The organism is Microbispora sp. NPDC004025, assembly GCF_053604425.1.
The window spans coordinates 90,395-116,384 of record NZ_JBSGHN010000021.1; the positions used below are offsets into that span (position 1 = coordinate 90,395).

Annotated in this window: 23 protein-coding genes; 7 read left to right on the forward strand and 16 right to left on the reverse strand. The window is 71.6% G+C overall.

Going from position 1 to position 25,990, the window contains the following annotated elements; translation table 11 throughout:
- Nucleotides 1-37 precede the first annotated feature (37 nt).
- The 4 genes from ACWEQG_RS35865 to ACWEQG_RS35880 all read right to left on the reverse strand — a co-directional run bounded on the left by ACWEQG_RS35865 (nucleotide 38) and on the right by ACWEQG_RS35880 (nucleotide 6,238).
- On the reverse strand, nucleotides 38-1,867 hold the full coding sequence (locus ACWEQG_RS35865; RefSeq protein WP_452291720.1) for an MFS transporter: 1,830 nt from the start codon (nucleotides 1,865-1,867) through the stop codon (nucleotides 38-40).
- Nucleotides 1,868-1,970: 103 nt separating this feature from the next.
- On the reverse strand, nucleotides 1,971-2,483 hold the full coding sequence (locus ACWEQG_RS35870; protein WP_452291722.1) for a TetR/AcrR family transcriptional regulator: 513 nt from the start codon (nucleotides 2,481-2,483) through the stop codon (nucleotides 1,971-1,973).
- Between the two features lie 174 nt (nucleotides 2,484-2,657).
- Nucleotides 2,658-4,088: an FAD-dependent monooxygenase gene (locus ACWEQG_RS35875; RefSeq protein ID WP_452291724.1), complete on the reverse strand. Its 1,431-nt coding sequence runs from the start codon at nucleotides 4,086-4,088 to the stop codon at nucleotides 2,658-2,660.
- Nucleotides 4,089-4,189: 101 nt separating this feature from the next.
- Nucleotides 4,190-6,238, reverse strand: coding sequence for an AAA family ATPase (locus tag ACWEQG_RS35880; RefSeq protein ID WP_452291726.1), 2,049 nt, complete (start codon nucleotides 6,236-6,238; stop codon nucleotides 4,190-4,192).
- Nucleotides 6,239-6,300: 62 nt separating this feature from the next.
- On the opposite strand from ACWEQG_RS35880, the gene ACWEQG_RS35885 reads away from it, so the two are divergent.
- Nucleotides 6,301-6,465: a hypothetical protein gene (locus ACWEQG_RS35885; protein ID WP_452291728.1), complete on the forward strand. Its 165-nt coding sequence runs from the start codon at nucleotides 6,301-6,303 to the stop codon at nucleotides 6,463-6,465.
- A 48-nt stretch (nucleotides 6,466-6,513) separates the two neighbouring features.
- Here the strand turns inward: ACWEQG_RS35885 and ACWEQG_RS35890 are convergent, their stop codons facing one another.
- On the reverse strand, nucleotides 6,514-7,386 hold the full coding sequence (locus ACWEQG_RS35890) for an aldo/keto reductase family oxidoreductase (RefSeq protein WP_452291730.1): 873 nt from the start codon (nucleotides 7,384-7,386) through the stop codon (nucleotides 6,514-6,516).
- Nucleotides 7,387-7,518: 132 nt separating this feature from the next.
- Between ACWEQG_RS35890 and ACWEQG_RS35895 the strand changes: the two genes are divergently transcribed.
- Complete coding sequence (locus ACWEQG_RS35895) at nucleotides 7,519-7,938, forward strand: winged helix-turn-helix transcriptional regulator (RefSeq protein WP_363469247.1); 420 nt, start codon at nucleotides 7,519-7,521, stop codon at nucleotides 7,936-7,938.
- 168 nt (nucleotides 7,939-8,106) lie between these two features.
- On the opposite strand, the gene ACWEQG_RS35900 is transcribed toward ACWEQG_RS35895, so the two are convergent.
- A complete protein-coding gene (locus tag ACWEQG_RS35900; protein WP_452291731.1) occupies nucleotides 8,107-9,663 on the reverse strand; it encodes a glycoside hydrolase family 10 protein in 1,557 nt (518 codons plus the stop codon).
- Between the two features lie 244 nt (nucleotides 9,664-9,907).
- Between ACWEQG_RS35900 and ACWEQG_RS35905 the strand changes: the two genes are divergently transcribed.
- Entirely contained in the window at nucleotides 9,908-10,807 is a 900-nt protein-coding gene (locus tag ACWEQG_RS35905; protein WP_363469243.1) for a MurR/RpiR family transcriptional regulator, read from the forward strand.
- A gap of 98 nt (nucleotides 10,808-10,905) precedes the next feature.
- Here the strand turns inward: ACWEQG_RS35905 and murQ are convergent, their stop codons facing one another.
- The 7 genes from murQ to ACWEQG_RS35940 all read right to left on the reverse strand — a co-directional run bounded on the left by murQ (nucleotide 10,906) and on the right by ACWEQG_RS35940 (nucleotide 17,930).
- Complete coding sequence (murQ, locus tag ACWEQG_RS35910) at nucleotides 10,906-11,910, reverse strand: N-acetylmuramic acid 6-phosphate etherase (RefSeq protein ID WP_452291733.1); 1,005 nt, start codon at nucleotides 11,908-11,910, stop codon at nucleotides 10,906-10,908.
- Nucleotides 11,911-11,954: 44 nt separating this feature from the next.
- The gene (locus ACWEQG_RS35915) at nucleotides 11,955-12,971 is read right to left on the reverse strand and encodes an ABC transporter ATP-binding protein (protein ID WP_452291735.1); all 1,017 of its coding nucleotides are present in this window, start codon (nucleotides 12,969-12,971) and stop codon (nucleotides 11,955-11,957) included.
- A complete protein-coding gene (locus ACWEQG_RS35920) occupies nucleotides 12,968-13,999 on the reverse strand; it encodes an ABC transporter ATP-binding protein (protein ID WP_452291736.1) in 1,032 nt (343 codons plus the stop codon). The genes ACWEQG_RS35915 and ACWEQG_RS35920 overlap by 4 nt, the downstream gene beginning before the upstream one ends.
- Before the next feature lie 2 nt (nucleotides 14,000-14,001).
- Entirely contained in the window at nucleotides 14,002-14,904 is a 903-nt protein-coding gene (locus ACWEQG_RS35925) for an ABC transporter permease (protein ID WP_452291738.1), read from the reverse strand.
- The gene (locus tag ACWEQG_RS35930) at nucleotides 14,901-15,908 is read right to left on the reverse strand and encodes an ABC transporter permease (RefSeq protein ID WP_452291740.1); all 1,008 of its coding nucleotides are present in this window, start codon (nucleotides 15,906-15,908) and stop codon (nucleotides 14,901-14,903) included. Before ACWEQG_RS35930 ends, ACWEQG_RS35925 begins: the two co-directional genes overlap by 4 nt.
- Nucleotides 15,909-15,911: 3 nt before the next feature.
- Entirely contained in the window at nucleotides 15,912-17,726 is a 1,815-nt protein-coding gene (locus ACWEQG_RS35935; protein ID WP_452291742.1) for an ABC transporter substrate-binding protein, read from the reverse strand.
- Between the two features lie 66 nt (nucleotides 17,727-17,792).
- Nucleotides 17,793-17,930 carry a hypothetical protein gene (locus ACWEQG_RS35940; RefSeq protein WP_452291744.1) on the reverse strand — a complete coding sequence of 46 codons (138 nt, stop codon included), beginning with the start codon at nucleotides 17,928-17,930 and terminating at the stop codon, nucleotides 17,793-17,795.
- Nucleotides 17,931-17,981: 51 nt separating this feature from the next.
- On the opposite strand from ACWEQG_RS35940, the gene ACWEQG_RS35945 reads away from it, so the two are divergent.
- The 3 genes from ACWEQG_RS35945 (at nucleotide 17,982) to ACWEQG_RS35955 (ending at nucleotide 20,790) form a co-directional block, all read left to right on the forward strand.
- Nucleotides 17,982-18,182 (forward strand): hypothetical protein, encoded by a 201-nt coding sequence (locus ACWEQG_RS35945; RefSeq protein ID WP_346229993.1) that lies wholly within the window; start codon nucleotides 17,982-17,984, stop codon nucleotides 18,180-18,182.
- A gap of 2 nt (nucleotides 18,183-18,184) precedes the next feature.
- Entirely contained in the window at nucleotides 18,185-19,231 is a 1,047-nt protein-coding gene (locus ACWEQG_RS35950) for an urease accessory protein UreH domain-containing protein (RefSeq protein WP_452291746.1), read from the forward strand.
- Between the two features lie 71 nt (nucleotides 19,232-19,302).
- Nucleotides 19,303-20,790 carry a tetratricopeptide repeat protein gene (locus ACWEQG_RS35955; RefSeq protein ID WP_452291748.1) on the forward strand — a complete coding sequence of 496 codons (1,488 nt, stop codon included), beginning with the start codon at nucleotides 19,303-19,305 and terminating at the stop codon, nucleotides 20,788-20,790.
- A gap of 25 nt (nucleotides 20,791-20,815) precedes the next feature.
- On the opposite strand, the gene ald is transcribed toward ACWEQG_RS35955, so the two are convergent.
- Nucleotides 20,816-21,931, reverse strand: coding sequence for an alanine dehydrogenase (gene ald, locus ACWEQG_RS35960; protein ID WP_452291750.1), 1,116 nt, complete (start codon nucleotides 21,929-21,931; stop codon nucleotides 20,816-20,818).
- 67 nt (nucleotides 21,932-21,998) lie between these two features.
- Nucleotides 21,999-23,381 carry an aspartate aminotransferase family protein gene (locus ACWEQG_RS35965; protein ID WP_452291752.1) on the reverse strand — a complete coding sequence of 461 codons (1,383 nt, stop codon included), beginning with the start codon at nucleotides 23,379-23,381 and terminating at the stop codon, nucleotides 21,999-22,001.
- Nucleotides 23,382-23,626: 245 nt separating this feature from the next.
- On the opposite strand from ACWEQG_RS35965, the gene ACWEQG_RS35970 reads away from it, so the two are divergent.
- The gene (locus tag ACWEQG_RS35970) at nucleotides 23,627-24,979 is read left to right on the forward strand and encodes a M20/M25/M40 family metallo-hydrolase (RefSeq protein WP_363467243.1); all 1,353 of its coding nucleotides are present in this window, start codon (nucleotides 23,627-23,629) and stop codon (nucleotides 24,977-24,979) included.
- Nucleotides 24,980-25,130: 151 nt separating this feature from the next.
- On the opposite strand, the gene ACWEQG_RS35975 is transcribed toward ACWEQG_RS35970, so the two are convergent.
- Nucleotides 25,131-25,990: pectate lyase (locus ACWEQG_RS35975; protein WP_452291754.1), on the reverse strand; the 860-nt coding region annotated here is incomplete at its 5' end.

Sequence of the window (25,990 nt, forward strand, 5' to 3'; positions counted from 1 at the left end):
ATGTGGTTCGGGTGTCCTGCGGTGAAGGGGGTCGTCATCAGGCGGGCTGCTCGGCGCGGGTCTTCAGGGCCGCGAGCCAGGATTGGAGCGAGGCGTGCAGGGCCTGGCCGAGTTGCTCGGCGGCGGCCTCGACGGGCGCCCCGGCCCACGACTCCTCGGTGCGCACGGTGACGCGGTCGCCGTCGGCGGTGAACGTCCACACGTGCACACCGTCGATGCCGCTGGCCGGGCCGCCCCACACGATCCGCTCGCCGGGGACGACCTCGAAGACGGTGGAGGTGATGTCCAGGCCGTGGGTGGTCCATTCGAAGGAACTGCCGGGCTCCACCGGCCCGCTGAGCGTGGCGGTGTCGATGTCGCCGTTCCAGCTCGGCCAGGCGTCGATGCCGGTGTGCAGCGCCCACACCCGCTCGATCGGGGCGTCGATGGTGGTGGACAGGCGGACGATCACCGGGGCGGTCTCGTCGATGGTGCGCATTGCGGGGTTCCCTTCGGTCGGACGAGTCAGGTAGGCGGCCAGGACGGCCGTGGCGAGCAGGACGGCGGCCGAGGCGGCGAACGCCGCGCGGTAGCCGTCGGTAAGGGCTTGGAGGTGAGGCTGGGAGGAACCGGCGGTGAGCGATCCGGCCAGGGTCGCCAGGACGGCCAGGCCCGCGGCCCCGCCGACCTGCCGGGTGGTGTTGATCAGGCCGCCCGCCGTGCCGGCGTCAGCCTTGGCGACGCCGTCCATGGACAGGGCGGTGAGCTGGATGAATGCGACGCTGAGACCGAACCCGACGAGGACGCTCGGGCCGAGTACGTCGGCGAGGTAGGAGCCGTCGGCGCTGATCCGCGACAGCCACAGCAGTCCGGCGGCTTCGACGACCAGGGCGGCGAGCAGCGCTCGGGACGCGCCGATCCGGGCGGTGATCCGGGGCGACAGGGCGGAGCCGAGCATGATCGCGCCAGCGAGAGGGAGCTGCCCGAGTCCGGTGAGTAGCGGCCCTTCTCCCAGGACCTCCTGCTGGTAGAGCGGCAGGAAGAAGAACAGCGCGATCCACACCGAACCGAACAGGGCCATCAGCGTGTTGGCCGCGGCCACCCGGCCGCCCTGGAACAGCCGCGGCGGGACCAGCGGATCGGCGTGGCGGCGCTCGGCGAGGACGAACAACGTGCCGAAGACGAGGGCGCCGGCGAGCGCGCCCAGGACACGCGCATCGGTCCAGCCCTGTTCACGGGCGGTGGCCAACCCCCACACCAGACCCGTCAGGGACAGGGTGATCATGGCGGTGCCGAGCAGGTCGAAACGCCCGCCACCGCGTTCGGCGGACCGGGGAGCCGAGACCGCGACGGCGGCCAGCACGGCGAAGGCCCCCGCGGCGACGGCGACGAACAGCGCCCGCCAGCCCCACGCCTGGGCCAGGAGCCCGCCCAGCAGGACTCCGGCCGCGCCTCCCGCGCCCGAGACCGCGCCCCACACCCCCAGCGCCCTGCCGCGCCCGGGGCCCGGCGGGAACAGGCCCATGACCACGGCCAGCGCCGCCGGGGCGACGGCCGCCGCGCCCACACCCTGCACCGCTCGCGCGGCGATCAGCAGGCCCGCCGACGACGTCACCCCCGCCACCGCCGACGCGCCACCGAACACCGCCAGACCGCCCAGCAGCACACGGCGGTGCCCCAGCAGGTCAGCGGCCCGGCCGCCGGCCAGCAGCAGCGCCCCGAACACCAGCCCATAGGCGTTGACGACCCACGTCGTGCCGCCGTCGGTCAGCCCGGCGCCCTCCCGGATCTGCGGGAGCGCCACATTGACGATCGAGTTGCCGAGCACGACGAGGAACTGTGCCGCTGCCAGGGCCGCGAGCGCTGTGCCCGTGGCTGTCTTACGCATCTCCGACTCCAATTGTGTGTGGTTGACCACTCAATTTTGTAGGGGAAAGAAGGCGGGGCACGAGCCCCGCCGACGCCGCCCGGGCGGATCGCCCGGGAGGGGCTCAGTAGTGCGTGATGCCCGCCGAGAGGGTCCGCGTCCAAGGCGCCTCCACCTCGTCGGCACCCGTGGACACCAGCAGGTGGCACAGCATGCCCCGAGCGAAGAAGTCCTGGACCTGGGCCTCGCCGCCGCCGGAGGCGCCCCGCACGTACTCCACCAGCCGGGCGTACCCCCGCCGGACCGCCTCGCGCACGGCCGGCTCGGACACCGCCGCCGCCTGGGCGTGCAGCTGGATCAGCATCAGGTCGTTGTCGCTGATCAGGCGTGCGTAGGCGTCGCCCATCGCGTGCAGGACCGTTTCGGCCGAACCGCCGCCATGGGTGGCCACAGCCTGCTCCAGCGCGCCGCGCACCTTCACGAAGCAGTGCTCGACGACCGCCACGAACAGGGACTCCTTACTCGGGAACAGTCGGTAGACATAGGCCTGGGAGATTCCCGCAGCCTTGGCCACCTCCGTCGTGGTCGTGCCCCAGTAGCCGCGGGCCGCGAAGGCGCCGATGGCGGTGGCGAGCACCGTCTCCCGTCGCTCCTCAGCAGTGGACAGCTGTCGCGCTCGATTCATCATGTGAGTAATAAACCACTCACACTGGCCGGTGTCAAGGTGGCCGCCCGGCCGCCGCCCCGGCCTCGGGGCGGCGGCTTGCGCCGGCCTCGCCGTCGTCCTGGCGGATTCGTGCCCCTCCGGCCTTCATCGTGCGCCGCCCTGGACCGCCTTCAGCACGTCGGCGCGCGAAGGGCCCGGCCGGGGTGGGCTTCCTGCGTCCGCGGCCGCGACGGCTTGCACCGCGGGTGCGCTGAACGCGGTCTCGGGGGCGTCCAGCCCGCAGGCGACGTCGGCCATCGCGCGCAGCACGTCGGGGTTCGACAGCTTAAGAGCGTCCAGGGTGTTGCCCAGATGCCAGCCGGGATCGTCGGTCTCATACCGGCGGCCCGCCAGCAGCGCGTCGATCTCCGCCAGCCGGTGGGCGTCCCAGCGGCGCAGCCGCCGGTATATCGGCATGACGGTCTGCTCGGTGGCCTCGTCGAACCGCAACGCCAGCTTGACCGCGTCGTGCGGGCCGTCATGACCGGCCACGTCGGCCAGCGCGACCGCGTGCGCCAGCCCGACCGACAGGTCCAGCCCGAACTGGGGATCGGTGGCCGCCCGCGCGTCACCCACGCTCAGCAGCCCGGTGACCACGGGCGCGCCGTCGACGACCGTCCGCTGGCTCCGGGTGTTCAGGCCCGACATCGTCTGGATCCCGGTGATCGGTTCGGCGTGCACGCGCTCGGCCAGCGCCGGGAACAGCGCCACGGCCCGCTGCCAGGCCTCCACGTCGTGCAGGGCCCGCAGCTCACGGTCCCGGCTGGAGACGATCAGACCCAGCGACCAGGTGCCGCCGTCGCCCTGCAGCACGATGGCCGACACCCCGTCGTGGTGGGTGAGCGGCCAGGCGGCCTGGGCGGGTGGGGCGCCACCGGAGGCGGCGAAGGACCGCGCGTAGTAGACGAACGCGGCCTCGCTCCGCTCGCTGGCCGGCGGCGGCCCGCCCAGCCGCGCCAGCAGCGCGCTCACCGGCGAGTTCCTGCCGCCCGCGTCCACCACCAGCGGCGCGCGGATCTCCTGTCCGTGCTGCGTGGTGACGCCGACGACGTGCGGACGCCCCGGGATCTGCTCGGCGCCGGCCAGCAGGCCGCTCACGGCGGTGGCGCGGTGGATCGTAAGACCGGGCGTCTTCGCTGCGGCCGCGGCGAACGCCGCCTCCAGGACCGGCCGGCGGGCGGTGAGGGTGTCATAACGCTCATCCCCCGGGCGCCGACCGCCGATCGCGGGCAGCCCCCATGCACCCGCGAGGATGTTGAGCGGCAGCGCGCCGAGCTCCCGCAACTCCGTGAGCACACCCGGCAGGACCGAGCGCAGCACGGCGGCGCCGGCGGGCAACAGGATGTGCGGCTGGCGGAACTGGTTGACCCCAGGCCTGCGCCACTCCCGCCACGCCCACCCGGCGGCGTCCCGGCCGGAGGGGCCCTCAGCGTCACGTTCCAGCACGGTGACGTTCATGCCCTGGCCGGCCAGGGCCATCCCCGTGGCCAGACCGACCGGGCCCGCCCCGATCACGATCACGTCTGGGTGCGACATCCGACCTCCTTCAGAGACGTTCGTCTGTCGGAAGCCACTGTCGTCCGGACCATCGCTCACCTGCGAGACCGGCGGGTGCTCACCCGTTGCTCAACCGGCGCTCACCCCGCTCTCTGGTACGGGGAGCGTTCGGCGGTCTCGCGCTTCCACAGCACCTCGCACACGCGTTCCAGCCCGCGCTGCAGATGGCGGCGATAGGTGCTGTAGGGCAGGTTCAGCCGTTCGGCCGCGATCATCTGGTTGGGCACCCGGTGGAAATAGGTCGTGGCCAGGACCCGGTGGAGCTTGGCCTCACGCGGGTCGGCGCTCAGGGCGTCGACGGCGTCGGTAAGCAGTTCCCGGAGCATGGGCACGGCGTGCTCGGCGGCGTGGCCAGGCTGGACCGTGATCATTCGTGCCTGGCACAGCGGGTTGGCCGCCAAGGCGTCCTCGCGGTGCCAGTCGCGCAGCGCGTCACGGACGGCGGTGTCGAACGCGGCGCGCGTCAGCAGGGAGGCGGCGGGGTCGGCGGCGGGAGAGGGCGTCTCGCCGGTGAGGCCGCCCGGCTGGGTCCGGTCGAACCAGATCGACAGCGGCGTGGTGCGCCAGTCGCAGGCGAACAACGTGTAGGTGTGCCCGTTGGGCCAGGTCAGTTCGGTGGCCGGCACGTGGCCCAGGTGCACCATCAGCTTCTCCCACAACCGCGGGTAAGGGCTGATGATGAACGACCAGGCCAGCCCGGACGAACGGATCCAATCGGCGCATATACGCAGCTGCATCAGATGCAGGACCGGCGAGATCTCGTAGTAGGCCGGCGGATAGACCAGGAAACGGGCCAGCATGACGTGCTCGCCCGGCCGCAGCGGGCTCGTGCGCGCCACATGCTCCCAGGCTTGGGCCAGCACCGGATCCGCGGCCGTCTCCTCCGCGCGCTGCTCCGCCAGGCGCAGCCACGTCATGAACGCGACCGGCTCGCCCGTCACCGCGTCCCGGTAGATCCAGAACGCCTCCGGCTGGCGCTCCAGCCAGAAGTCGACGATCGCCGCGGACTGCCGCCCTTCGGCCTCCATGATGAGTCGCCGCACCGCGTCGTGGTCTCCATCGTTCAGGGTGTCCTCGTGGAAGTCACCCTCCCGCCGCATCTGGAAGTACGACCCCATCGGCCCGTACCTCTTGAGATAGCTGAGCTCGCGGATCGCCACGAGCGCCGCCGCCGGCGGCGCGGTCCGGGCCTGCTCCAGCAGGTGGTGCCCAACCCGCCGGTGCATCTCCTCATACCCCTGCGGATCACGCCAGCGCAGATCGGCGTCGATCGCGTCGCTGACCAGATCGTGCAGGAACATGCCCTGCCTGCCCCAGTCGGCGATCGGAAGCCGACGCAACCAGGTGAACATCTCGGCGCCCCGCTCCCCGCCGACCACCGCGCGCAGCAGTCCCTCGGTAGTGGTCATCGCATGAGCGGCGACCTCCAACGCCAGCCGGTGAACCCCGCTGGGCACCTCCCCCACCAGCTGCGACAACAGCCCGGTCAGCACGTCCGGAGTCGGAGCCCAGCTCACGCCGTCCCCGCCCGCCGCGACACTCGCGGCCAGGCTCAGCGCCAGCGGATGGCCGCCGGCGAACCCGAGCACCTGCCCCCGCACCCCCTCCGCAACCCCCCGCAACTCCAGCAGCCGCTCGGCCTCCGGCTGGTCGAGATCACCCAGCGGAACCACCGCCAGAGCCTCACTCCACCCCAGATGCGACGTCCACGCCAGGCTCGGCCCCTCCCGCCCCGCCAGCACCACCAAGGTCCGCTGCGACAACGAGGGAAGGAACCGGTCATACAGCCACGCCTCCAACCCCTGGCAGTGCTCGAACGCGTCGATCAGCAACACGGCGTCCGTCGGCGCCCCCGCCACCTCGGCCTCGAAACCCGCCGGAGAAGGATCGATGAGCCGGCCGTTCACCTCCACGACCGGCCTGCCCGCATCCCGGCCCTCATCCGCGAAACGCCGCAGCAGCGTCGACTTGCCCACCCCACCCGGCCCCTGGACGAACAAGACCGCCGGAGCATCCTCCAGCCCCGCCAGAGCGCGACGGAAAAGCTCGATCTCCCGCGAACGGCCGACGAACGCGCGCTCCCGGGCCCACCTCAACCGATCCGCCAAGCTGCCCGATTCAATGCTCATTGTCGCAATATAAGGGCGCTCTCCCTCCTCCACGGCACCAGCGCCTCGCGGGTGATCTCCGCATGAATCACAAGCCCCACCCGGCCGCTCCGGCCGGCGGCAACCTCCCGGTCGAGACGCACGTCCGCGAGGGCCTGCGGCGCGGTCTGTCCATCGCGGCGACGCGGGCGTGGCAGGCGTGGAAGGCGCTCAACGCCTGCCTCGCCGAGTTCACCCCCGCCCACTGAGCCCTACACCCCGGCCCGCACCGCCCCCGTGCGGGCCGAGGCGGGCTCTCAGCGGCCGATCTTGTCCAGCTCGGCGAGGTCCTCGTCGGAGAGCGAGAGCCCCGCGCCCGCGACGTTCTCGCGCAGGTGCGCCACCGACGAGGTGCCGGGGATCAGCAGGATGTTCGGCGACCGCCGCAGCAACCAGGCCAGGGCGACGGACATCGGCGTAGCGTCCAGCCTGGCGGCCACGGCCGACAGCGCCGAGGACTGCAGCGGGCTGAAACCGCCGAGCGGGAAGAAGGGCACGTAGGCGATGCCCTGCTCGGCGAGCTCGTCGATCAGCTCGTCGTCCTGACGGTGGGCCAGGTTGTACATGTTCTGCACGCACACGATCGGCGCGATCGAGCGTGCCTCGGCGACCTGCTCCGCCGTCGCGTTGCTCACGCCGAGGTGGCGGATCAGGCCCTGCCGCCGGAGGTCGACGAGCGTCTCGAACGCCTCGGCGAGCGACCCGGGCTGGGGGCCCTGGGCGTCGCCGAGCCGGAGGTTGACCACGTCCAGCACCTCGAGGCCCAGGTTCTCCAGGTTCTCGTGGACGGCTCGGCGCAGGTCTTCGGGCCGGCGGGCCGGGGGCCAGCCTCCCTGCTCGTCGCGGGTCGCGCCGACCTTGGTGACGATGTGCAGCGAGTCGGAGTAGGGGTGCAGCGCTTCGCGGATCAGCTGGTTGGTGACACGCGGTCCGTAGGCGTCGGCGGTGTCGATGTGGGTGATGCCGAGATCGACGGCCTCGCGCAGGACGGCCAGTGCGCCGTCGTGGTCCGCGGGCGGGCCCATGACTCCGGGGCCGGCGAGCTGCATGGCCCCGTAGCCGAACCGGGTGACGGTCAGGTCGCCCAGAGTCCAGATGCCGCCGGGAAGCGAAGTGGAGAGCGTGCTCATGCCTCTGTCTTTCATCGTGAGCTGAATGGTGGTGCCTTAGGGCCCCCTTGCTGCATTTTGGAGAGGTAACATCCTGACGGGAAGTACGCACCTCGGAGTGCGTAAGGCACCCCCGCGTTGGAGGAGCGGTCGATGGCGACGATGACGGCGGCCCAGAAGAGGGAACAGGCCAAGATGGAATATGACGCGTTCCTGGCAGCGTGTCCAAGCCGTCAGCTGCTCGACCGGATCTCCAACAAGTGGGTCACCCTGATCCTGGCCGCGCTGGGCGGCGGCTCCGACGGTGAGCCCCAGCCGATGCGCTACTCGGAACTGTCCCGGCTGCTCGCCGGCGTCAGCCAGAAGATGCTCACTCAGACGCTGCGCTCCCTGGAACGTGACGGCCTGATCACCCGCACCGCGACGCCGACCGTACCCGTCACGGTCACCTACGAGCTGACCGACCTCGGTCTCTCGCTGCACCAGACGATGCGCGGCCTCAAGACCTGGGCCCAGGCGCACATGGACGACGTGCTCGCCCACCGCGCGACGTACGACGCCCGCACCGCCTGACAGCTCGTACACCGCCTGACAGCTCGTATACCGCCTGGCAGCCGTGCACCGCCTGTCGCGCAAGCCGTGACACCGGCACGTCCCTGCCAGGGGCACCCCGGCCCATGGGCCCGGCACCCTCCGCTCAGTGCACCCTGCTCCCTCGCTCAGGGCACCCTGCTCCCCCGTTCAGTGCACGCTGCGTTCGCGGCTCGGCTCGCTCTGCCGGGATGCCCGGTCCACCGCCGTGACGTGGTAGCGGTGGCCGGGCGCGCCGTCGGGGTCCACCCAGCGGACGTGCCTGCCCTCGGGGACGACCGCGACCAGGTGCGTCGCGTCGGCGAAGTCCTGCCGGCGGGCGGGCCGGTCGAACCGGAAGACGGCGAACTGGAACGGGGCGTGCGGTCCCGCCGCCTCGACGTGCAGCTCGACGCCCCCGCTCACGCGCCGGGCCGAGGCGAGCACGGGACGGCGCGGCGGCGTGCCGCCCGCGAGCCTCGGCAGCAGCGGCGCGAGCGCGGGCCGCGTGTAGTGCCCGCTCACGACCGCGCTGATCGAGCCGAGCCGGTCGTCGCGAACGTCGGCCGCGTTGTACCAGATGTCTCCGCCGACCTCCGGATGTTCCCGGTTGAGCGTGAGGTGCCGGGCGAGCTCGTCCGGCTGGAACCACTCGGCGGGCTGCCCCGCCGTCCCCGCCTTGTACGCCGCCTGGCCGATCCACAGCTGCACCCCGGTGCCCGCGGCCACGTCCGACCACCAGGGGACGAGCTTGGCGTAGTCGGCGTTCGACTGGCCGATGTACCAGTAGAGCTGCGGCGCGACGTAGTCGAGCCAGCCCTTCTTCACCCAGCCGCGGGTGTCGGCGTGCAGGTTGTCGTACGACTGGCCGCCGCTGGTGTCGGAGCCGAGGGGATCGGTGGCCTTGTTGCGCCAGATACCCGAAGGGCCGATGCCCCAGATCACCTCGGGCTTGGCCCGCCGCACACGCCGCTGCATCTCCCGGACGAGCAGGTCGACGTTGTCGCGCCGCCACGCCGCCAGGTCGGGGAAGCCCGCGCCGTACGCCGCGTAGGCCGCGCTGTCGTCGAACGCCGTGGTGTTGACCGGGTAGAAGTAGTCGTCGAAGTGCACGCCGTCGATGTCGTACCGGGTGACGGCGTCCATCATCGCGTCCTGCACGAACGCGCGGACCTCGGGGATGCCGGGATTGTAGTAGAGCTTGCCGCCGTACGGGACGATCCATTCGGGATGGCGGCGACCGGGGTGGTCGGGATGCAGCGCGGCCGGGTCCGCCTGCATCGACACGCGGTACGGGTTGAACCAGGCGTGGAACGCGAGCCCCCGCCTGTGGGCCGCCTCGACGGCGAAGCCCAGCGGGTCGTAGCCCGGGTCCTGCCCCTGCACCCCGGTCAGATACTGCGACCACGGCTCGTACGGCGACGGCCAGAAGGCGTCGGCGGTCGGCCTGATCTGCACGAACACCGAGTTGAGCCGGCGCGCCACGGCCAGGTCGAGCCAGGCCGTGAGCTCGGCCTGCTGCTGCTCGGGCGTCAGCCCGGGCTTGGACGGCCAGTTGATGTTGACGACCGAGGCGATCCACATGCCGCGCATCTGACGCAGCGGCGGGACGTATCCGGCGGGCGAGGCGGCAGCGGGGAATGCGGCGAGGGCGGGCAGCGGGACGCTCGCCGCCGCGGCGGCGAGGGCCAGGCCGCGCAGCACGGAACGCCGGGAGGGGGAGCTCAATCGGACCTCCGAAGGCCGGGGGGATGCGGCGATCACGACACTGGCAGAAACTTACTTTCAGATCAATGCCGATAAAAGAAAGTGTCATAGACGTGTAATCTGCCCCAGGAGGTCCTCACGGGAGACGCACCGGGCGTGCAGGTCACGTCGCTCATGTCTCGACATGTGGACTTCTGGTCTTCTTGTCCCGCGTCGGCGGGCGGGTGGATCTAAGCTGATCGCGCCACAGGAGAGGCTGCAGGTGATGAACGAGAACGAGGGCGCCGCACCGGTCAACCCGATCGCGACGGTGCGTGCGGTGCTGCCCTCGCTCACCCCCGCCGCCCGGACCATCGCGCGTCTCATCCTCGACGACCCCGCCATGGTGGCCCGCAGCACGATCACGGAGATCAGCGCGGTCTCGGGGATCAGCGAGGCGACGATCGTGCGGACGGCACGGGCGCTGGGCTTCGCCGGCTACTCGCAACTGCGATTCGCGCTGGCCGCGGCCGTGGCCAGGGACACCCCCGAACGGCTCGTGCCGGGCGACCTCGCCCCGGACGACCCCCTGACCGACGTCATCGCCAAAGTCACCCGGGCCGAGTCGCAGGCGCTCGCCGACACGGCGGCCCAGCTCAACCCCGAAGGACTCGGCGCGGTGGTGGACGCCGTGGCCGGCGCCCGGCGCGTGGACGTGTACGGCGTGGGCGCCTCCGGCCTCGTCGCGGCCGACATGGCGCAGAAGCTCATGCGGATCGGGCTGCCCGGCCACCACTTCACCGACGCGCATCTCGCGCTCACCAGCGCCGCGCTGCTGCGCGAGGGGGACGTCGCCGTCGGCGTGAGCTGCACCGGCGAGACACCCGACGTGCTCGGCCCGGCACGGGTCGCCCGTAAGGCCGGCGCTACGGTCGTGGCCATCACCAACAACCCGCGCTCGTCGCTGGCCGGGATCGCCGGCCACGTCCTGGTCTCCGCGGGGCGCGAGACGGCGTTCCGGCCGGGCGCGCTGGCCAGCCGGATCAGCCAGCTCCTCATCGTCGACTGCCTGTTCGTCGGCGTCGCGCAGCGCACGTTCGACACCTCCGACGCCGCCTTGCGCGCGACCCGCGACGCGCTCGCCGACTACCTCGGCGACGCCCACCGCCGCGTCCGCAGCGCCTGACCACTCCGCGAGCGGCCGTCCGGCCCGCCCTCGGCCAGACCGCGAAGCACCCGGCCCTCCTGGAGAAAAGGCCGGAGCTCGTCAGGCGCCGGAGCTCGTCAGGCGGCGCCGCCGGCGTGGCGGGCGGCCTCCAGCCGGTCACCGTTGGCCCGCAGCAGCGCACGGGCGTCGTCCGGTCCGAGGTCGTGCTCGATCATCAGCACCGCCGCCTTGATGCTCCAGTCCGCCGCCTCCAGCGCCGCCCGCGCGGCGGCGGGCCCGGCGCCGGTGAGGTCGCCGACGATCCGCGTCGCCCGGCGCGCGAGCTTCGCGTTCACCGCCGAGACCTCGATCATGGTGTTCCCGTACGTCCGGCCGAGCCGGATCATCGCGATCGTGGAGATCATGTTGAGCACGAGCTTCTGGGCGGTCCCCGCCTTGAGCCGGGTCGAGCCGGCCACCACCTCGGGGCCGACGACCACCTCGATCGGATGCTCGGCCCGCTCCGACAGCGGCGACCCCGGATTACACGACAGGCTCACGGTCAGCGCCCCTCGGCGGGCCGCCTCGCCCAGCGCGCCGAGCACGAACGGCGCCCGGCCGCTGGCGGAGATCCCCACGAGCGAGTCGAGCGGGCCCAGGCCGCGGTCGGCGACGGCCGCCGCCCCACCGTCATGGTCGTCCTCGGCTCCCTCGATCGACCGGGTCAGCGCGGCCTCGCCGCCCGCGATGACGCCCTGCACGAGCTCGGGGTCGGTGCCGAAGGTCGGCGGGCACTCCGACGCGTCGAGGACCCCGAGCCTGCCGGAGGTCCCCGCGCCCACGTAGAAGAGGCGTCCGCCCCCGCCCATCCGGGCGACGATGGCGTCGACGGCGGCCGAGACGGCGGGGATGGCCCTGGCCACCGCGCCGGGCACCGTGGCGTCGGCCGCGTTCATCAGCCGGGCGATCTCCTCGGTCGGGAGCCGGTCGATCTCGCGGTACCGCGGGTCGCTCTGCTCGGTGAACAAGTCGCCCTGCTCTGTGAACAACTCGCGCTGCTCTGTGAACAACTCGCGCTGCTCGGTGGAGAGCTGCGCGGTGGATAGCTGCTCGGTGGACAGGCCCGCCAGTGGGTCAGTCATCTCGTCCCCGTCGTTGGAATCCGTCTCCCCCGTGCCGCCCGTGCTCACCGGCGGCTCGCCGGCACGGCCACCACACTGCGGCGTTCGGGATGGAAGCAGGCGTGCCGCTGCGGCGTACCGCCGTCGTGGCCGAGCACGGGCCGCTCCCGCTCACACCGCTCCGTACGGAACGGGCAGCGCGGCGCGAACAGGCAGCCCCCCATATGGTCGCCCGGATGGTCTCCCGGCGCCTCCACCGGCACGACCCGCTGCTCGCCCGGCGACTCCAGGCCGTGCAGCACCGGGATGGCCGACAGCAGCGCCTGGGTGTAGGGATGCACCGGCGCCGAGATGACGGTCTCGACCGGGCCGCGTTCGACCACCTGGCCGCGGTAGATGACGTACAGCTCGCCGTCGGTGCCGATGTAGCGGGCGGTCGCCACGTCGTGGGTGATGAACAGCACGCTCACCCCGAGCCGTTCGCGCAGGTCCTTGAGCAGCGCGAGGATGCCCAGGCGCAGCGACACGTCGATCATCGAGACGGCCTCGTCGGCGACGAGGACCTCGGGATCGACGGTCAGCGCGCGGGCGATCACCACGCGCTGGCGCATGCCGCCCGACAGCTGGTGGGGATAGCGCGGCAGCACGTAGCCGGGGTCGAGCCCGACCAGGCCGAGCAGTTCCGCGGCCCGCTCGTCCGCCCACGCACGCGGCCGGCCCGTCTGCCGTGCCCGCAGCGCGAGCGGCGCGGCCAGCGCCTGGTGGATGGTGCGCGTCGGGTTCAGCGCGGAGTACGGGTCCTGGTGGACGAGCTGGACCCGGCGGAAGTACGGCTGCCGCCGCCGGTGGCTCAGCGACGACATCGCCACGCCGTCGATGACGATCTCGCCCGCGTCGCAGGTCTCCAGCCCGGCGATGATCCGGCCGAGCGTGGTCTTGCCGCAGCCCGACTCGCCGATGAACGAGACGGCCCCGCCCTTCGGGATCGCGAAGTCCACGCCGCGCAGCGCCGGGACCTCCCGCGCGCCGAGCACACCGCCGCGCTGCCGGAACGTCTTCGTGATGCCGGTCCCGCCGATCATGCCTGGTCCTCCCCCGTCGCGGCGGCCACGGCCCGCCTGTCCCCCTCGTCGTCCCGTACGGCATGGCAGGCCGCCGACTGGGAGCCCCACGTCACGACGGGCGGGCTGCCGGTCTCGCACACGTCCATGCGCAGTGGGCAGCGGTCGCGGAACACGCACCCGCCGGCCGGGACGTCCGCCAGCGTCGGCGGGCGGCCCGGCAGGGCCCGCGCCTCGCCGATGTCGCCGACCAGGCGCGGGATGGCCCCGAGCAGCCCCCGCGTGTACGGGTGGCGTGGCCCGGCGAGCACCTCGCGGGTCGGGCCGTGCTCGACCACGCGTCCGCCGTACATGACGGCGAGCCGGTCGGCGACCTCGGCGACCACCCCGAGGTCGTGGGTGATGACGAGCGTGGTGAGCCCGCGCTCGGCGTGGACCTCGCGGACGATCCGCAGGATCGTCGCCTGGGTGATCATGTCGAGCGCGGTCGTGGGCTCGTCCAGCACGACGAGGCGGGCGTTCAGCACCAGGGCCAGCATGATGCCGACCCGCTGGCGCATGCCGCCGGACAACTCGTGCTGGTAGGAGTCGAGCACCCGGGCGCCGTCGAGGCCCATCCGGCCGAGCAGGCCCCGGGCGTCGGCCAGCAGGCCGCGCATGTCCTCGACGCCGTGCGAGCGCCCCAGGTCGAGTACCTGCTTGCCGACCGTCTTCAGTGGATTGAGGGAGTTCTGTGCCGCCTGGAAGACGTACCCGACGTGCCGGCCCCGGGCCTGCCGCAGTGCCTCGCCGCCGAGTGCCACGACGTCACCGAGACCGTCGATCTCGACGCTGCCCGCCGCGATCCTGCCGGGCGGCTGGACGGCGTTGAGCAGCGACAGCGCGAGCGTGGACTTGCCCGAACCCGACTCGCCGACCACGCCGGTGATCGTGCCGGGCGCCAGATCGAGGTCGACGCCGGACACCGCCGGGAGCTCTCCCGCCGGGGTGCGGTAGACCACGGTCAGCCCGCGGACCCGCACACCGGGAGGACCCTGCTCGGAGGTCATGCTCACTCCTCCCGCAGCCGGGGGTTGAAGATCTCGTCCATCGCGTCCACGATCAGCACGATGCCCAGCGTGAGCAACAGGATCGCCAGCAGCGGCGCCAGCAGGTACGGCAATGCGGCCGTCGTGGTCAGCGCGCCGCCGCCGAAGACGGCGAGGTTGAGCATGACCCCCCAGTTGTTCGCCTCGAAGGGCAGCACGCCCAGGAAGAACAGGCCCACCTGCGCGTAGACCGCGCCGGTCACCGCGATGAGCGCGTTCATCGCGATGTACGGAGCCATGCCGGGCAGCAGCTCCCTGCCGACGATGTGCGTGGTGGACAGGCCGAGCCCCCGGGCGGCCTCGATGAACCCGCGCTCGCGCAGCGACAGCGTCTGCGCCCGCACGGCCCGGGCCACGCCGCCCCAGCCGAGCAGCCCGAGCACCAGGCCCATCTCGACGGCGCCGGTGAACTTCCACACCGTCGACAGCACCAGCAGCAGCGGCAGGCCGGGGATCGTGAGCTTCATGTCGGTGAACCGCATGAGCACCGTGTCCCAGCGGCCCCGCCGGAACCCCGCGAACAGCCCGATGCCCGCACCGGCCACGACCGTGATGACGGCCGTCACGACTGCGGTCAGCAGGACGTACCGGGTTCCGGTCACGACGAGGGCGAGCACGTCCGTGCCCTCGAAGTCGGTGCCGAACGGATGCCGCGGGCTCGGCGGGGCGTAGAGCGCGCTCGTGTCGCGGGGCAGCGGGTCGGGGTAGAGCAGCGGCCCGAAGATCCCCATGAACGCGAACACCACGAGGATGACCGCCCCGGCCATCCGGCTCGGTTTGCGCCGCATGACCCGCCAGACGCCCCGCCAGAAGTTGCGGCGGACCGCTGCCGCGGCGCCCGCCTCCGGCACGATCGTGCTTGTCATGCGGCCTCCCCTCCGCTGCGCACCCGGGGATCGATGACCGTGTAGAGCAGGTCGGCCGCGATGTTCGCCACGACGACCGCCGTCGTGATGAGCAGGAACGCCCCGCCCATCAGCGAGTAGTCGCGGTTGTTGACGCTGTCGATGAGCATCAGCCCCAGACCGGGATAGTTGAAGATGCGCTCGATGAAGATCGAGCCGCCGAAGAGCAGGCCGAGCGAGAGCGCCAGGATCGTGAACAGCGGCAGGATCGCGTTGCGCGCGACGTAGCGGAAGATGATCGACCGTTTCATGCCGCGCAGCTCGGCGGCCAGGATGAAGTCGTCGCCGAGCACGGTGACCACGCTCGACTTCATCGCGAGGATCCACCCGCCGTAGCCGGCCAGCGCGTACGTGACGACCGGCAGGGTGGCGTGCTCGACCAGCGAGCCGATGTAGTCGGCGGTGAAACCGGGATCGATCATGATGTCGGCCGTCCCTCCTGCCGGAAGGATCGGGATCAGCGTGGTGAAGATCGCTCCGAGCAGCAGCGCCAGCACGTACTGCGGGACGCCGTGCAGCAGCGATCCGGAGATCGCGAGGAGGTCGCCGAGCACGCCGGTCCTCTTGATCGCCGCGTAGACGCCCATGACGACGCCGACGAGGAAGCTCAGCAGCGTCCCGGCGAGCACCGGGATCACGGTCCACTTGGCGGCGGAGAACAGCACGGCCGACACCCCGACGCCGGGCACGGACAGCGACTGCCCGAGGTCGAGATGGGCCAGGCCGCCCATGTAGTCGACGTACTGCTCCCACAGGCCGCCCTTCGGCGTGAAGCCGTACAACGCCTCGACCGCGCGCTGGGCGGCGTCGGGGGCCATGCCCTGCTCGACGAGCTTCTGGTAGCGCGCCGCGAGCGGGTCGCCGGGGACGCTTCTGATGATCAGAAAGCTGATCGTCGTGACGACCAGGATCATGACGAGCCCGCGGGCCACATGGCCCGCGAGCCGCCGGAGGAGAACCGCCATGGACTATTGCTTCTTCTTGATCAGGCCGAGCTGGATCCAGACGCCGGAGGGCTGGCGCAGCAGGTCGCTCTCGTCCTCCGGGAAGCCGGTGAAGCGGTTGGTGTTGACGAACTGGGTGTTCACGTAGTCCCACAGCTGGATGACCGGAAGGTCCTGGTTAGCCGCCTTGGCGAGCTTGGCGATGACCGCCTTCTGCTCGTCGCCGCTGACGCTGTTGAGCTGGGCGGTCAGCTCGCCGGGGTTGACCGTCCCGACGCCGTCGACGTCGATCGTTTCGGGGCCGCCCATCCAGTTGCCGTTCTTGCCGGGCGCCGAGTGCTTGACCTTGCCGCCGAGGATGTTCCAGCCGTTGGAGGTGCCGTACAGGCGCTGGAAGATGTTGTACGGCGCGGGGCCGAGCGCGATGAGCCAGAAGCCGAGGTCGTACTTGCCCTCGGCGAGCTCGGACAGGTAGAGCGGGTAGTCGGCGGTGGTCACCACTTCGGCGTCGACGCCTGCCGCGGTGAGCTGGCTGGTGATGGCCTTGGCCGCGGAGACCCAGTCGGAGAACGGCGCCGGGATGTGGATCGTCACCTTCCAGGGCTTGCCGTCGGGCAGCGCCCACTTGCCGTCCTTCTTCCGCAGGCCGGCCTCCGCGAACTCCTTGTCGGCCGTGGCCGGGTCCAGCTTGTACGGATCCAGCGCGTCGAGCTCGGCGCCGAGCCACTCCCTGGCGGCCTTCTGGTGGATGCCCGAGGTGGTCACGGCCGCCGTGCCGCCCTCCGGAGAGGCGATCCGCGTGACCTCCTCACGGTCGATCAGAGAGGCCAGCCCGCGCCGCACGTGCACGTTGTCGTACGGCTTCTTCGCCTGGTTGAACGCGAGCGAGACGGCCACCGGGGAGTAGCCCTTGACGACCTGGTTGCCGGGCGTCGCCTTGATGCGCTTCATCACGTCGGCGGGCACCGCGGTGAACGGGGCGTTGTCGAGCGTGCCGGAGGTCAAGTAGTTCCAGATCTGCTCGTTCCCGGTGGTGTTGAGCAGCTTGAGCTGGTCGGGCGCGACGTTGGCGGCGTTGTAGAAGTTCGTGTTCTTCACCAGCAGCGCCTCGCCGGGGTTCATCCGCTTCAGGACGAACGGCCCGGCCGAAACGTCCTGGGGCGGGGCGAACGCGAGCACCTTCTCTGACAGCGCCTTGATCTCCCCGCGTGCCGCCTCCGCCTCCGCTCCGTCGCCGCGGGCGGTCTCGAGCGTGTCCCAGAAGTCGGCCGGGACGACGCTCTGCCAGACGTGCCGGGGAACCACGAAGGCATCCATGACCCCGCGTACGAACGTGACGCTGGGGTTCTTCATGTCCTGCGTGATCTTGATGGTCGTGTCGTCCACGACTTCGACCTCGGAGGCGGCGCCGGCCGCGCCGGGGTCGACCGCAAAGGCGGTGCTGCCCTGCGTGTAGGCCAGCGCGATGGAGAACTTGACGTCCTCGGCCGTGACGGGTTTGCCGTCCGACCACTTGTTGCCCGGCTGCAGGTGGAGGGTGACGGAGGAGTTGTCCGGCGCGATGTCCCAGCTCGCCGCGATGCCCGGGTAGAACTGGTTCGGATCGGTGAGGGTGTTCTTCGCCCAGGCGATCCTCATCGCGTTGTAGCCCCAGAACGCGTTGCCCTTGGGGTTCCACGGGTTGATCGGCGCGTTGACGTCGAGCGACGGCTTGTTGAGATCCACCGTGGTGTAGACGCCACCACCGCCGCCGGTGGAGTTCCCGTTCGTGCCGCCGCCGCTGCAGGCCGCGACGGCCGCGAGACTGAGCAACGCCGCGACCGCTGTCAGACGTTTCATTGACCGCTCCGGGGGGTGTGCTGTTGCGGATCTTGTCCGGACCTTATGCGCGGGCCCATGGGCGGGTCAATAATCTGCAAAACTCGTGAGGGTTCTGCAACTTTCCTTCATCTGGGTCCCGGCGAAACCGAGCACCGCGATCGCCCGCCGGTAGTGGCGGTCTTCTCTCCGGCCGGTCAGCGAACTGTTACTGGTCGCCTCCACGCGATCACATTACGTTGCGAGCAAAGGCCCCGCCGTACGAGGAGGACTGGCGTGAAGTCCATCGCCCGATTCTGTGGCAACTGCAGCTGCGGCTGCCCCGAGCTGTTCGTGGACGCCGCCGCTCCGGCCGAGCGTCAGGTCGTCATCACCGACGACTTCGGCCAGAAAGTGGAGATGAGCCTCGACCAGCTCGGCTCGCTCGTGGAGGCGGCGAAGACCGGCGCGCTGGACGACCTCGCGCTCACCGGCTGACCGTGAACCCGGCCGCCCTGTTCGCCGGGGGCCTCGCCGCCGGTCTCGCCGCGGGCACGGCGTCGTGCGCCGCCGTCCAGGGCGGCCTCCTCATCGGCCTCGTCTCCCGGAACGTCCCCGGAAATGGCGGCGGGAACGTCTCCGGAAACGCGGCCGGCCCGTCCAACCCCCTCCCGCCGGTGGCCGCGTTCCTGACCGGCAGACTCGCCGCCCACACCGCCCTCGGAGCGTTACTCGGGCTGGCGGGCGCGGCCGTCCGGGTCGGCCCGGGCATCCGGGCGGCGCTGCTCGTCGCCGCCGGGACCGTGGTGATCGTCCTCGCCGTACGGATGCTCCGCCGGCGTCACGAGGCGGGCTGCACACCGACGGGGCAGGCGCCCGCATGCACTCCGGGCGGCGGACCCTCACGGGATCGCGTGCCCACCCGCTCCCCCACTCTCGTACGGGCGGCCGGGCTGGGCATGGCCACGATCTTCATGCCCTGCGGCGTCACGGTCGGCATGGAGGTGGTGGCCGTCTCCGCGGGTTCCGCGTCCGGGGGCGCGGCCGCGCTCGCCGGGCTCGCCCTCGGCACCGCTCCCGCCTTCGCCGCCCTCGGGCTGCTGCTGCGCACGCTCGCCTCGACCAGGCTGGCCGCCCTGGCCGGGATCGCGGCCCTGGCCGCCGGGCTCTTCACCGTCGGCTCCGGCCTGCGGCTCGGCGGCTGGCTGCCGGACTTCTCACAGGCGTGGTTCGGCTCCCCCGCCGCCGCCGCGGGACGCGCCCTCACCGGGGCCGACGGCGTCCAGCGGCTCACGGTCTGGGCGACCGCCGAGGGTTTCCGGCCCGGCATCGCCGTCGCCGCCGCCGGACGGCCCGTCGAGATCGCCTTCAGGACGAAGGACAACCGGGGCTGCACGCGTACGCTCGCGATCGAGGACCGCGACGTCGTGCTCCCCGTGACCGGCGAGCGCGTGGTGCGGCTCGCGGCCCGTCCGGAGGGGCGGCTGCGCTACGCCTGCGGGATGGGAATGTACGTGGGCGTCGTCAGGTTCGAGCGCGTCCCATGACGCGTCCCATGACACCAACGTCTTACCAATAACCCTCCGTGACGACTCGGTTACGTGTCACCCTGTCTCCCATGACACTAGTGGGAGCGACGGAGGCGACCGCGTGGCCCGGGATACCGGTCCCGCGTACCCCTGAACCCCTGGACCCGGCCGAGGCGAACCTGCTCGACAGGGCCCGCGACGGCGACCGTGACGCGGCGCACCGGCTGGGCCGGCTGTGCGCGGAACGCGACGACCGACTGGGCGCCCGGCACTGGTGGGAACGGGCGGCGCGGGCGGGCAACGTCGACAGCGCCTACAACCTGGGGCTGTGGCACCGCACGCACGGGACGACCGAGGAGGCCATCGGCTGGTTCGAGCTGGCCGCGGCCACCGGCGACGCGGACGCGGCGACGAACCTGGCCTCGATGCTGCTCGAAAGGCGCGGCGACACCGACGCGGCGCGTACGTGGTTCGAGCGGGCGGCCGAGGACGGCTCCCGCCACGCGGCCCGGCGACTGGCCCTGCTGTGCGAGGACCAGGGCGACGGCATGGGCGCCCGGCGCTGGCACTTCAGGGCGGCTGTGGACGGCGACCTGCGCTCGGCCCACGACCTGGGCTTCCTGGGCTACGCCGCCGGCGACGAGGCCGAGGCGCTGCACTGGTGGGAGTACGCGGCACGCGGCGGCCACGCGGAGGCCGCCTATCACATGGCTCTGCTCCTGCACGCCGCCCGCGACGATAAGGGCGCGGAGGCGTTCTACCGGCTGGCCGCCCGCGCCGACCACGCCGGCGCGGCCTTCCGCCTCGGCGACCTGGCGCTGGGCCGGGGCGACTTACCCGCCGCGCGTGCCTGCTTCGAGCGGGCGGCGCGGACCGGGCGGCCCGACGCGCGACGGATGGCCGGCCTCGTCTGCGCCCGGATGGACGACAGGCAGGCGGCCGCCCACTGGTATGAGCGGGCCGCGGCCGACGACCCCGAGGCCGCCTTCCGCCTCGGACTGCTGCTCGTCGCGGAGCACAACGACCTGAAGGGCGGGCGTCACTGGTTCAGGCGCGCGGCCGAGTTCGGGCACCACGGCGCGATGGTCGAGCTGCGGACGCTGCTGCCCCTGCTCGGCGCGTCCCCGGACGCCGAGGACTGCCTGCTCGACCCGCCCCCGCCCCGCTGGAACCGGCCCGCCGAACCCGCGCAGGCCGCGCGCGCCGAGCTCGCCGTGGCGGCGGCGCGCAGGCGCGGTGATCCGGCGGCGGAGCCCGCGGACCTGGTCGAGATCCTCGGCACGTGGGACCTGGTCACCGGAGACCTGATCACCGGAAATCCGGCCGCCGGGAAGCTGGTCATGGGCGATCCGGCCGGCGCCGGCCTGCCGGACGCGGACGAGACCGGTCCGGCGGACACCGTCGGGCGGCTCGCCCGGGCGAGCGGACTGCACCGGGCCGCGATCGAGCATCTCGGCCTGGTGCGCGCCACACTGCTGCGGCCGGGCACGGCCCCCTGGCCCACCCCGGCCGAGGTCGAGCACGTGCTCGGCACCGCGAGGGACCTGCGCAGGCGGCTCGACCTCGGTCGTACCTGACGAATCAGGCCATGCCGCGCGTGGCTCAGGCGGCGAGGATCTCCGGGACCGGCGTGTACGACAGGTCGTGCGCCACCGCGACCGGCTCGTTGGTGAGCACGCCGGCGTGGGTGTTGAGGCCGAGGCCGAGCGCCTCGTCGCCGCGCAGCGCGTCCTTCCAGCCCTTGTCGGCGATCTTGACGACGTAGGGCAGGGTGGCGTTCGTCAGGGCGAAGGTGGAGGTGTTGGCCACTGAGCCCGGCATGTTGGCCACGCAGTAGAACACCGACTCGTGCACCCGGAACGTCGGGTCGTCGTGCGTGGTCGGGCGCGAGTCCTCGAAGCAGCCGCCCTGGTCGATGGCGATGTCGACGAGCACCGAGCCCGGCTTCATGCGGGAGACCAGGTCGTTGGAGACGAGCGTCGGGGCCTTCGCGCCCGGGATGAGCACGGCGCCGACGACCAGGTCGGCCTCCAGCACGGCCCGCTCGATCGCGTACGACGTGGAGACCAGCGTCTTCAGCCGGCCCTGGTAGATGGCGTCGATGTGGCGCAGCCGGTCGATGTTGACGTCGAGGATCGTCACGTCCGCGCCCATCCCGACCGCGACCTGCGCCGCGTTGAGGCCGGAGACGCCGCCGCCGATCACGACGACCTTGGCGGGGGCCACGCCGGGCACGCCGCCCGGGAGCACGCCGCGGCCGCCGTTGAAGCGCATCAGGTTGTACGCGCCGACCTGGGGGGCCAGCCGACCCGCGACCTCCGACATCGGGGCCAGCAGCGGCAGCCCGTTGCCGACCTGGACGGTCTCGTACGCGATGGCGGTGGTGCCGGCGGCGAGCAGCGCGTCGGTGCAGGGCCGGGAGGCGGCCAGGTGGAGATAGGTGAACAGGATCTGGTCCGCGCGGAGACGGTGGTACTCCTCCGCGACCGGCTCCTTGACCTTGAGGATCATCTCGGACTCGGCCCACACCTCGTCGGCGCCGTCGACGAGCTTGGCGCCGGCCGCGAGGTATTCCTCGTCGGTGATGGAGGAGCCGAGGCCGGCGCCGCGCTGGACGCTGACCTCGTGACCGTGACGGACGAGCTCGTGGACGCCGGCCGGTGTGGCGGCGACGCGGTACTCGTGGTTCTTGACCTCGGCGGGCACGCCGATCTTCATGAGTTGTGTCCTTTCAGGCGGTCACTCGTCACGGTCGCCCCCTACCCGGCCGAACGAGCTCCATGGTCTACAGGCGGGCCCACGCCTCGGTGAGCACCGAACGGAGAATCGACTCGATCTCGTCGAACTCCTTGGGGCCGCAGATCAGCGGCGGGGCGAGCTGCACGACCGGGTCCCCACGGTCGTCCGCCCGGCAGTACAGGCCGGCGTCGTACAGCGCCTTCGAGAGGAAGCCGCGCAGCAGGCGCTCCGACTCCTCCTCGTTGAAGGTCTGCTTGGTGGACTTGTCCTTGACCAGCTCGATTCCGTAGAAGTAGCCCGAGCCGCGGACGTCGCCGACGATCGGCAGGTCCAGCAGCCGGTCGAGAGTGGCCTTGAACACCGGCTCGTTGGCCGTGACGTGCTCGATCAGGCCCTCCCTCTCGAAGATGTCGAGGTTGGCCAGGGCGACGGCGGCCGACACCGGGTGGCCGCCGAAGGTGTAGCCGTGCGCGAAGGTCTCAGTGCCGTTCTTGAACGGCTCGAACAGCCGCTCCGAGGCGATCATCGCGCCGATGGGCGAGTAACCGCTGGTCAGGCCCTTGGCGCAGGTGATGATGTCCGGCACGTAGTCGAACTTCTGGCCGCCGAACATCGTGCCCAGGCGGCCGAAGGCGCAGATGACCTCGTCCGACACGAGCAGCACGTCGTGGGCGTCGCAGATCTCACGCAGCCGCTGGAAGTATCCGGGGGGCGGCGGGAAGCAGCCGCCGGCGTTCTGCACCGGCTCGACGAAGACGGCGGCCACGGTGTCCGGGCCCTCCATCTCGATGGCCTTGCCGACCTGGTCGGCGGCCCACCGGCCGAACGCCTCGGGGTCCTTCTCCAGGCCGGGGAAGCCGGAGATCTCGTCGGCGCGGTAGAGGTTCGTGTTGGGGGCCTTGATCGCGCCGGGCACCAGCGGCTCGAAGACCTGCTTGAGCGCCGGGATGCCGGTGATCGACAGGGCGCCCTGCGGGGTGCCGTGGTAGGCGATGGACCGGCTGACGACCTTGGTCTTCAGCGGCTTGCCCTTGATCTTGTAGTACTGCTTGGCCAGCTTCCAGGCCGACTCGACGGCCTCACCGCCGCCGGTGGTGAAGAAGACGCGGTTGAGGTCGCCCGGGGTGAGCTCCGCGAGCCGCGCGGCCAGCTCGGCCGCCTTCGGGTGCGCGTACGACCACAGCGGGAAGAACGCGAGCTCCTGGGCCTGCTTGGCTGCGGCCTCGGCCAGCTCGGCGCGGCCGTGGCCGACCTGGACCACGAACAGTCCGGCGAGGCCGTCGAGATACCGCTTGCCGTGGATGTCGTAGACGTAGGCGCCCTCGCCGCGCACGATCATGGGCACCTCCCCTCCCTCGTAGGAGGAGTGGCGCGTGAAGTGCATCCAGAGATTGTCCTGTGCGGCCTTCAGTACGTCGGGGCGCGTCATCGCAACCTTCCCTCAGGTGATCCGTCGCTGGAGACAGTTTGCATGCCACTTCCGCGATTTGCCAAGTGATTACGTGGCTGCAATGTGGAAGAAGTTCGAATTCCGCTACATCGACATGTAACAGCAACGAAATCCGTCAAGGTAGATTGAGACCGTCCGGACGTGGAAGGTGGGCCCGCCGGACCGTGTGGTCAAATGGGGTCCACCCAACGCCGGGAAGAGCCACGCACATCCGGGAGAACGCCGTGACACCTGAGGAGATCGAGCGCGCCGTCGAGGAGGGCATGCCGCAGACGGTCGAGGATCTCAAGCGCCTGGCCGCCATCCCGTCCGTCGCGTTCCCCGGTCACTCCGAGGCCCCGGTCCTGGAGGCCGCGGCGCTCGTGGAGCGCCTGCTGCGCGCCGCCGGCCTCCCGCACGTCCGGCAGATCCCCATCGAGGGCAGTTTCCCCGCCGTCTTCGCCGAGGCGCCCGCGCCGGACGGGGCCCCGACCGTGCTGCTCTACGCGCACTACGACGTCCAGCCCGCCGGCGACCTCGCCCTGTGGCGTACGCCGCCGTTCGAGCCCACGGTGGTCGACGGGATCATGTACGGCCGGGGCACGGCCGACGACAAGAGCGGCGTCATCACCCACGTGGCCGCGCTGCGCGCCTTCAACGGCCGGTTCCCGGTCGGCGTGAAGGTCATCATCGAGGGCCAGGAGGAGTACGCCGGCGAGCGCCTGGAGGCCTTCGTCGAGGCCAACCCCGACCTGCTGCGCGCCGACGCCATGGTCATCGCCGACGTCGGCAACCCCGAGGTGAACGACCCCGCGCTCACCACGTCGCTGCGCGGCATGGCCGCGTTCACCGTGGAGGTCCGCACACTCGCCGAGGCCGTGCACAGCGGCGCGTTCGGCGGCGCCGCGCCCGACGCGCTGGCCGCGCTGATGCGCATGCTGACCGCCCTGCACGACGACCAGGGGAACGTCCGGGTGCCCGGCCTCGAACCGGGGACCTTCCCCGGCGAGGCGCCGTCCGAGGACGATTTCCGCTCGCTCGCCGGAGTGCTCGACGGCGTGTCGCTGGTCGGGAACGGCTCGCTGTCCGACCGGCTCTGGGCGTCGTACGCGATCACGGTGACCGGGCTGGACGTGCCGACCGTGACCGGCGCGATCAACGCCGTCCAGGCGGTGGCCCGGGCCCGCGTCACGATCCGCATCCCCGCGAGCGGGAACGCCAGGCAGGCGCTGAACGACGTGACGGCCTTCCTGGAGAAGGTCGCGCCGTGGGGGGTCAAGGTCTCCTTCGGCGACTTCGTCAGCGGCTCCGGCTTCCAGATCGAGCCGGGCGGCCCGGCCATGAACGCCGCGGAGCGCGCGCTGGAGCGCGCCTTCGGCCGGGCGCCGCGCCAGGTCGGCCAGGGCGGCTCGATCCCGCTGGTGGCGGCCCTCGCCCGGCAGTTCCCCAAGGCCGAGATCCTGCTGTACGGCGCCGAGGACGACGGCGCCTCGATCCACGCCCCGAACGAGCGGCTCGTGCTGGAGGAGCTGCGCCGCGTGGTGACGACCGAGGCCCTCTTCCTCGCCGACTACGGCGGCTGGCACGGCGCGGCCTGAGCCGCCGCGCCAAAGGCGCGGCAATCCAACCACGAGGGGCATTGAAGCGCCCCGAGCCGCCGCGCCGGAGGCACGGCAATCCAATGCAGAAGGCCCGGTGGCTGGGGGGACCACCGGGCCTTCCGTTCGTTCCCGCCTGCGCGCGGGACGGTTACCTGTAGGTGATGTCGGAGGAGTTGTAGAGGCAGTTCGTGCCGTCGGGCCCCTCACCGATCTTGGAGGGCTCGCTGCCCTTCGGGACGCCCTTGTACTTCTCGCAGATCACGATCTTGTGGCTGGAGTCGTTCACGATCGTGATGTTGGAGAAGCGCGCGGTGTCGCCCCAGTTGGTGTTGATGCCGGCCAGCGTCTTGCCGGGGGTGGTCGCCACGATGTTCGACATCTGGACGTGACGCTGGTAGGAGTTCGTGCAGTTGCCGCAGGCGCGGTAGAGCTTGCCGAAGTTCTGCACCTGGAAGTTCTTGATGATCATTGTGCCGGGGCCGTTGTGCTGGAACACCTTGTCGGAGGCGCTCTTCGCCCCGCCGCCGTCGATGGTCATGACCTGCGACGACGAGCTGCCCAGCAGGGTGGCGGCGTCCTCGCCGACGTCCTCCCACCAGACGTTCTGCAGCGTGCAGCTGCCCAGACAGTGGACGCCGTCGGCGCCGGGCGAGCCGATGATCACGTTTCTGAGCGTCGCGCCGTTGGCCAGCTCGAAGATCGGCTTCTGGCTCTCGCTCTGCCCGCCGTCACCCATGCTGCCGCTGGCGTAGTAGCGCTTCAGGCCGCCGTCGAGGGTGCCGGAGACGCTGATCGTGCTGGTGACCGCCTGCGAGCCCTGCGGGCTGGGCCAGCCCGACGGCTGCGTCGGGTTGGTCGTCGGGGTCATGGTCGGTGTGGCGGTGGGAGTCGACGACGGCTGGGACCCGGCCGACTGGAGGGTCCACTGCTTGGTGGCCGCCGAGTCGCAGGAGTTCTGCTGTACCAGCGCGCCCGAGGAGGTGGAGTTGTCCTTGGTGTTCAGGCATT

Bases quoted from the DNA above. Each gene is read 5' to 3' on its own strand.
- ACWEQG_RS35865 (WP_452291720.1), bottom strand. From the start codon at position 1,867: ATGCGTAAGACAGCCACGGGCACAGCGCTCGCGGCCCTGGCAGCGGCA.
- ACWEQG_RS35875 (WP_452291724.1), bottom strand. From the start codon at position 4,088: ATGTCGCACCCAGACGTGATCGTGATCGGGGCGGGCCCGGTCGGTCTG.
- ACWEQG_RS35880 (WP_452291726.1), bottom strand. From the start codon at position 6,238: ATGAGCATTGAATCGGGCAGCTTGGCGGATCGGTTGAGGTGGGCCCGG.
- ACWEQG_RS35885 (WP_452291728.1), top strand. From the start codon at position 6,301: ATGAATCACAAGCCCCACCCGGCCGCTCCGGCCGGCGGCAACCTCCCG.
- ACWEQG_RS35890 (WP_452291730.1), bottom strand. From the start codon at position 7,386: ATGAGCACGCTCTCCACTTCGCTTCCCGGCGGCATCTGGACTCTGGGC.
- ACWEQG_RS35895 (WP_363469247.1), top strand. From the start codon at position 7,519: ATGGCGACGATGACGGCGGCCCAGAAGAGGGAACAGGCCAAGATGGAA.
- ACWEQG_RS35905 (WP_363469243.1), top strand. From the start codon at position 9,908: ATGAACGAGAACGAGGGCGCCGCACCGGTCAACCCGATCGCGACGGTG.
- murQ (WP_452291733.1), bottom strand. From the start codon at position 11,910: ATGACTGACCCACTGGCGGGCCTGTCCACCGAGCAGCTATCCACCGCG.
- ACWEQG_RS35915 (WP_452291735.1), bottom strand. From the start codon at position 12,971: ATGATCGGCGGGACCGGCATCACGAAGACGTTCCGGCAGCGCGGCGGT.
- ACWEQG_RS35920 (WP_452291736.1), bottom strand. From the start codon at position 13,999: ATGACCTCCGAGCAGGGTCCTCCCGGTGTGCGGGTCCGCGGGCTGACC.
- ACWEQG_RS35925 (WP_452291738.1), bottom strand. From the start codon at position 14,904: ATGACAAGCACGATCGTGCCGGAGGCGGGCGCCGCGGCAGCGGTCCGC.
- ACWEQG_RS35930 (WP_452291740.1), bottom strand. From the start codon at position 15,908: ATGGCGGTTCTCCTCCGGCGGCTCGCGGGCCATGTGGCCCGCGGGCTC.
- ACWEQG_RS35935 (WP_452291742.1), bottom strand. From the start codon at position 17,726: ATGAAACGTCTGACAGCGGTCGCGGCGTTGCTCAGTCTCGCGGCCGTC.
- ACWEQG_RS35955 (WP_452291748.1), top strand. From the start codon at position 19,303: ATGACACTAGTGGGAGCGACGGAGGCGACCGCGTGGCCCGGGATACCG.
- ald (WP_452291750.1), bottom strand. From the start codon at position 21,931: ATGAAGATCGGCGTGCCCGCCGAGGTCAAGAACCACGAGTACCGCGTC.
- ACWEQG_RS35965 (WP_452291752.1), bottom strand. From the start codon at position 23,381: ATGACGCGCCCCGACGTACTGAAGGCCGCACAGGACAATCTCTGGATG.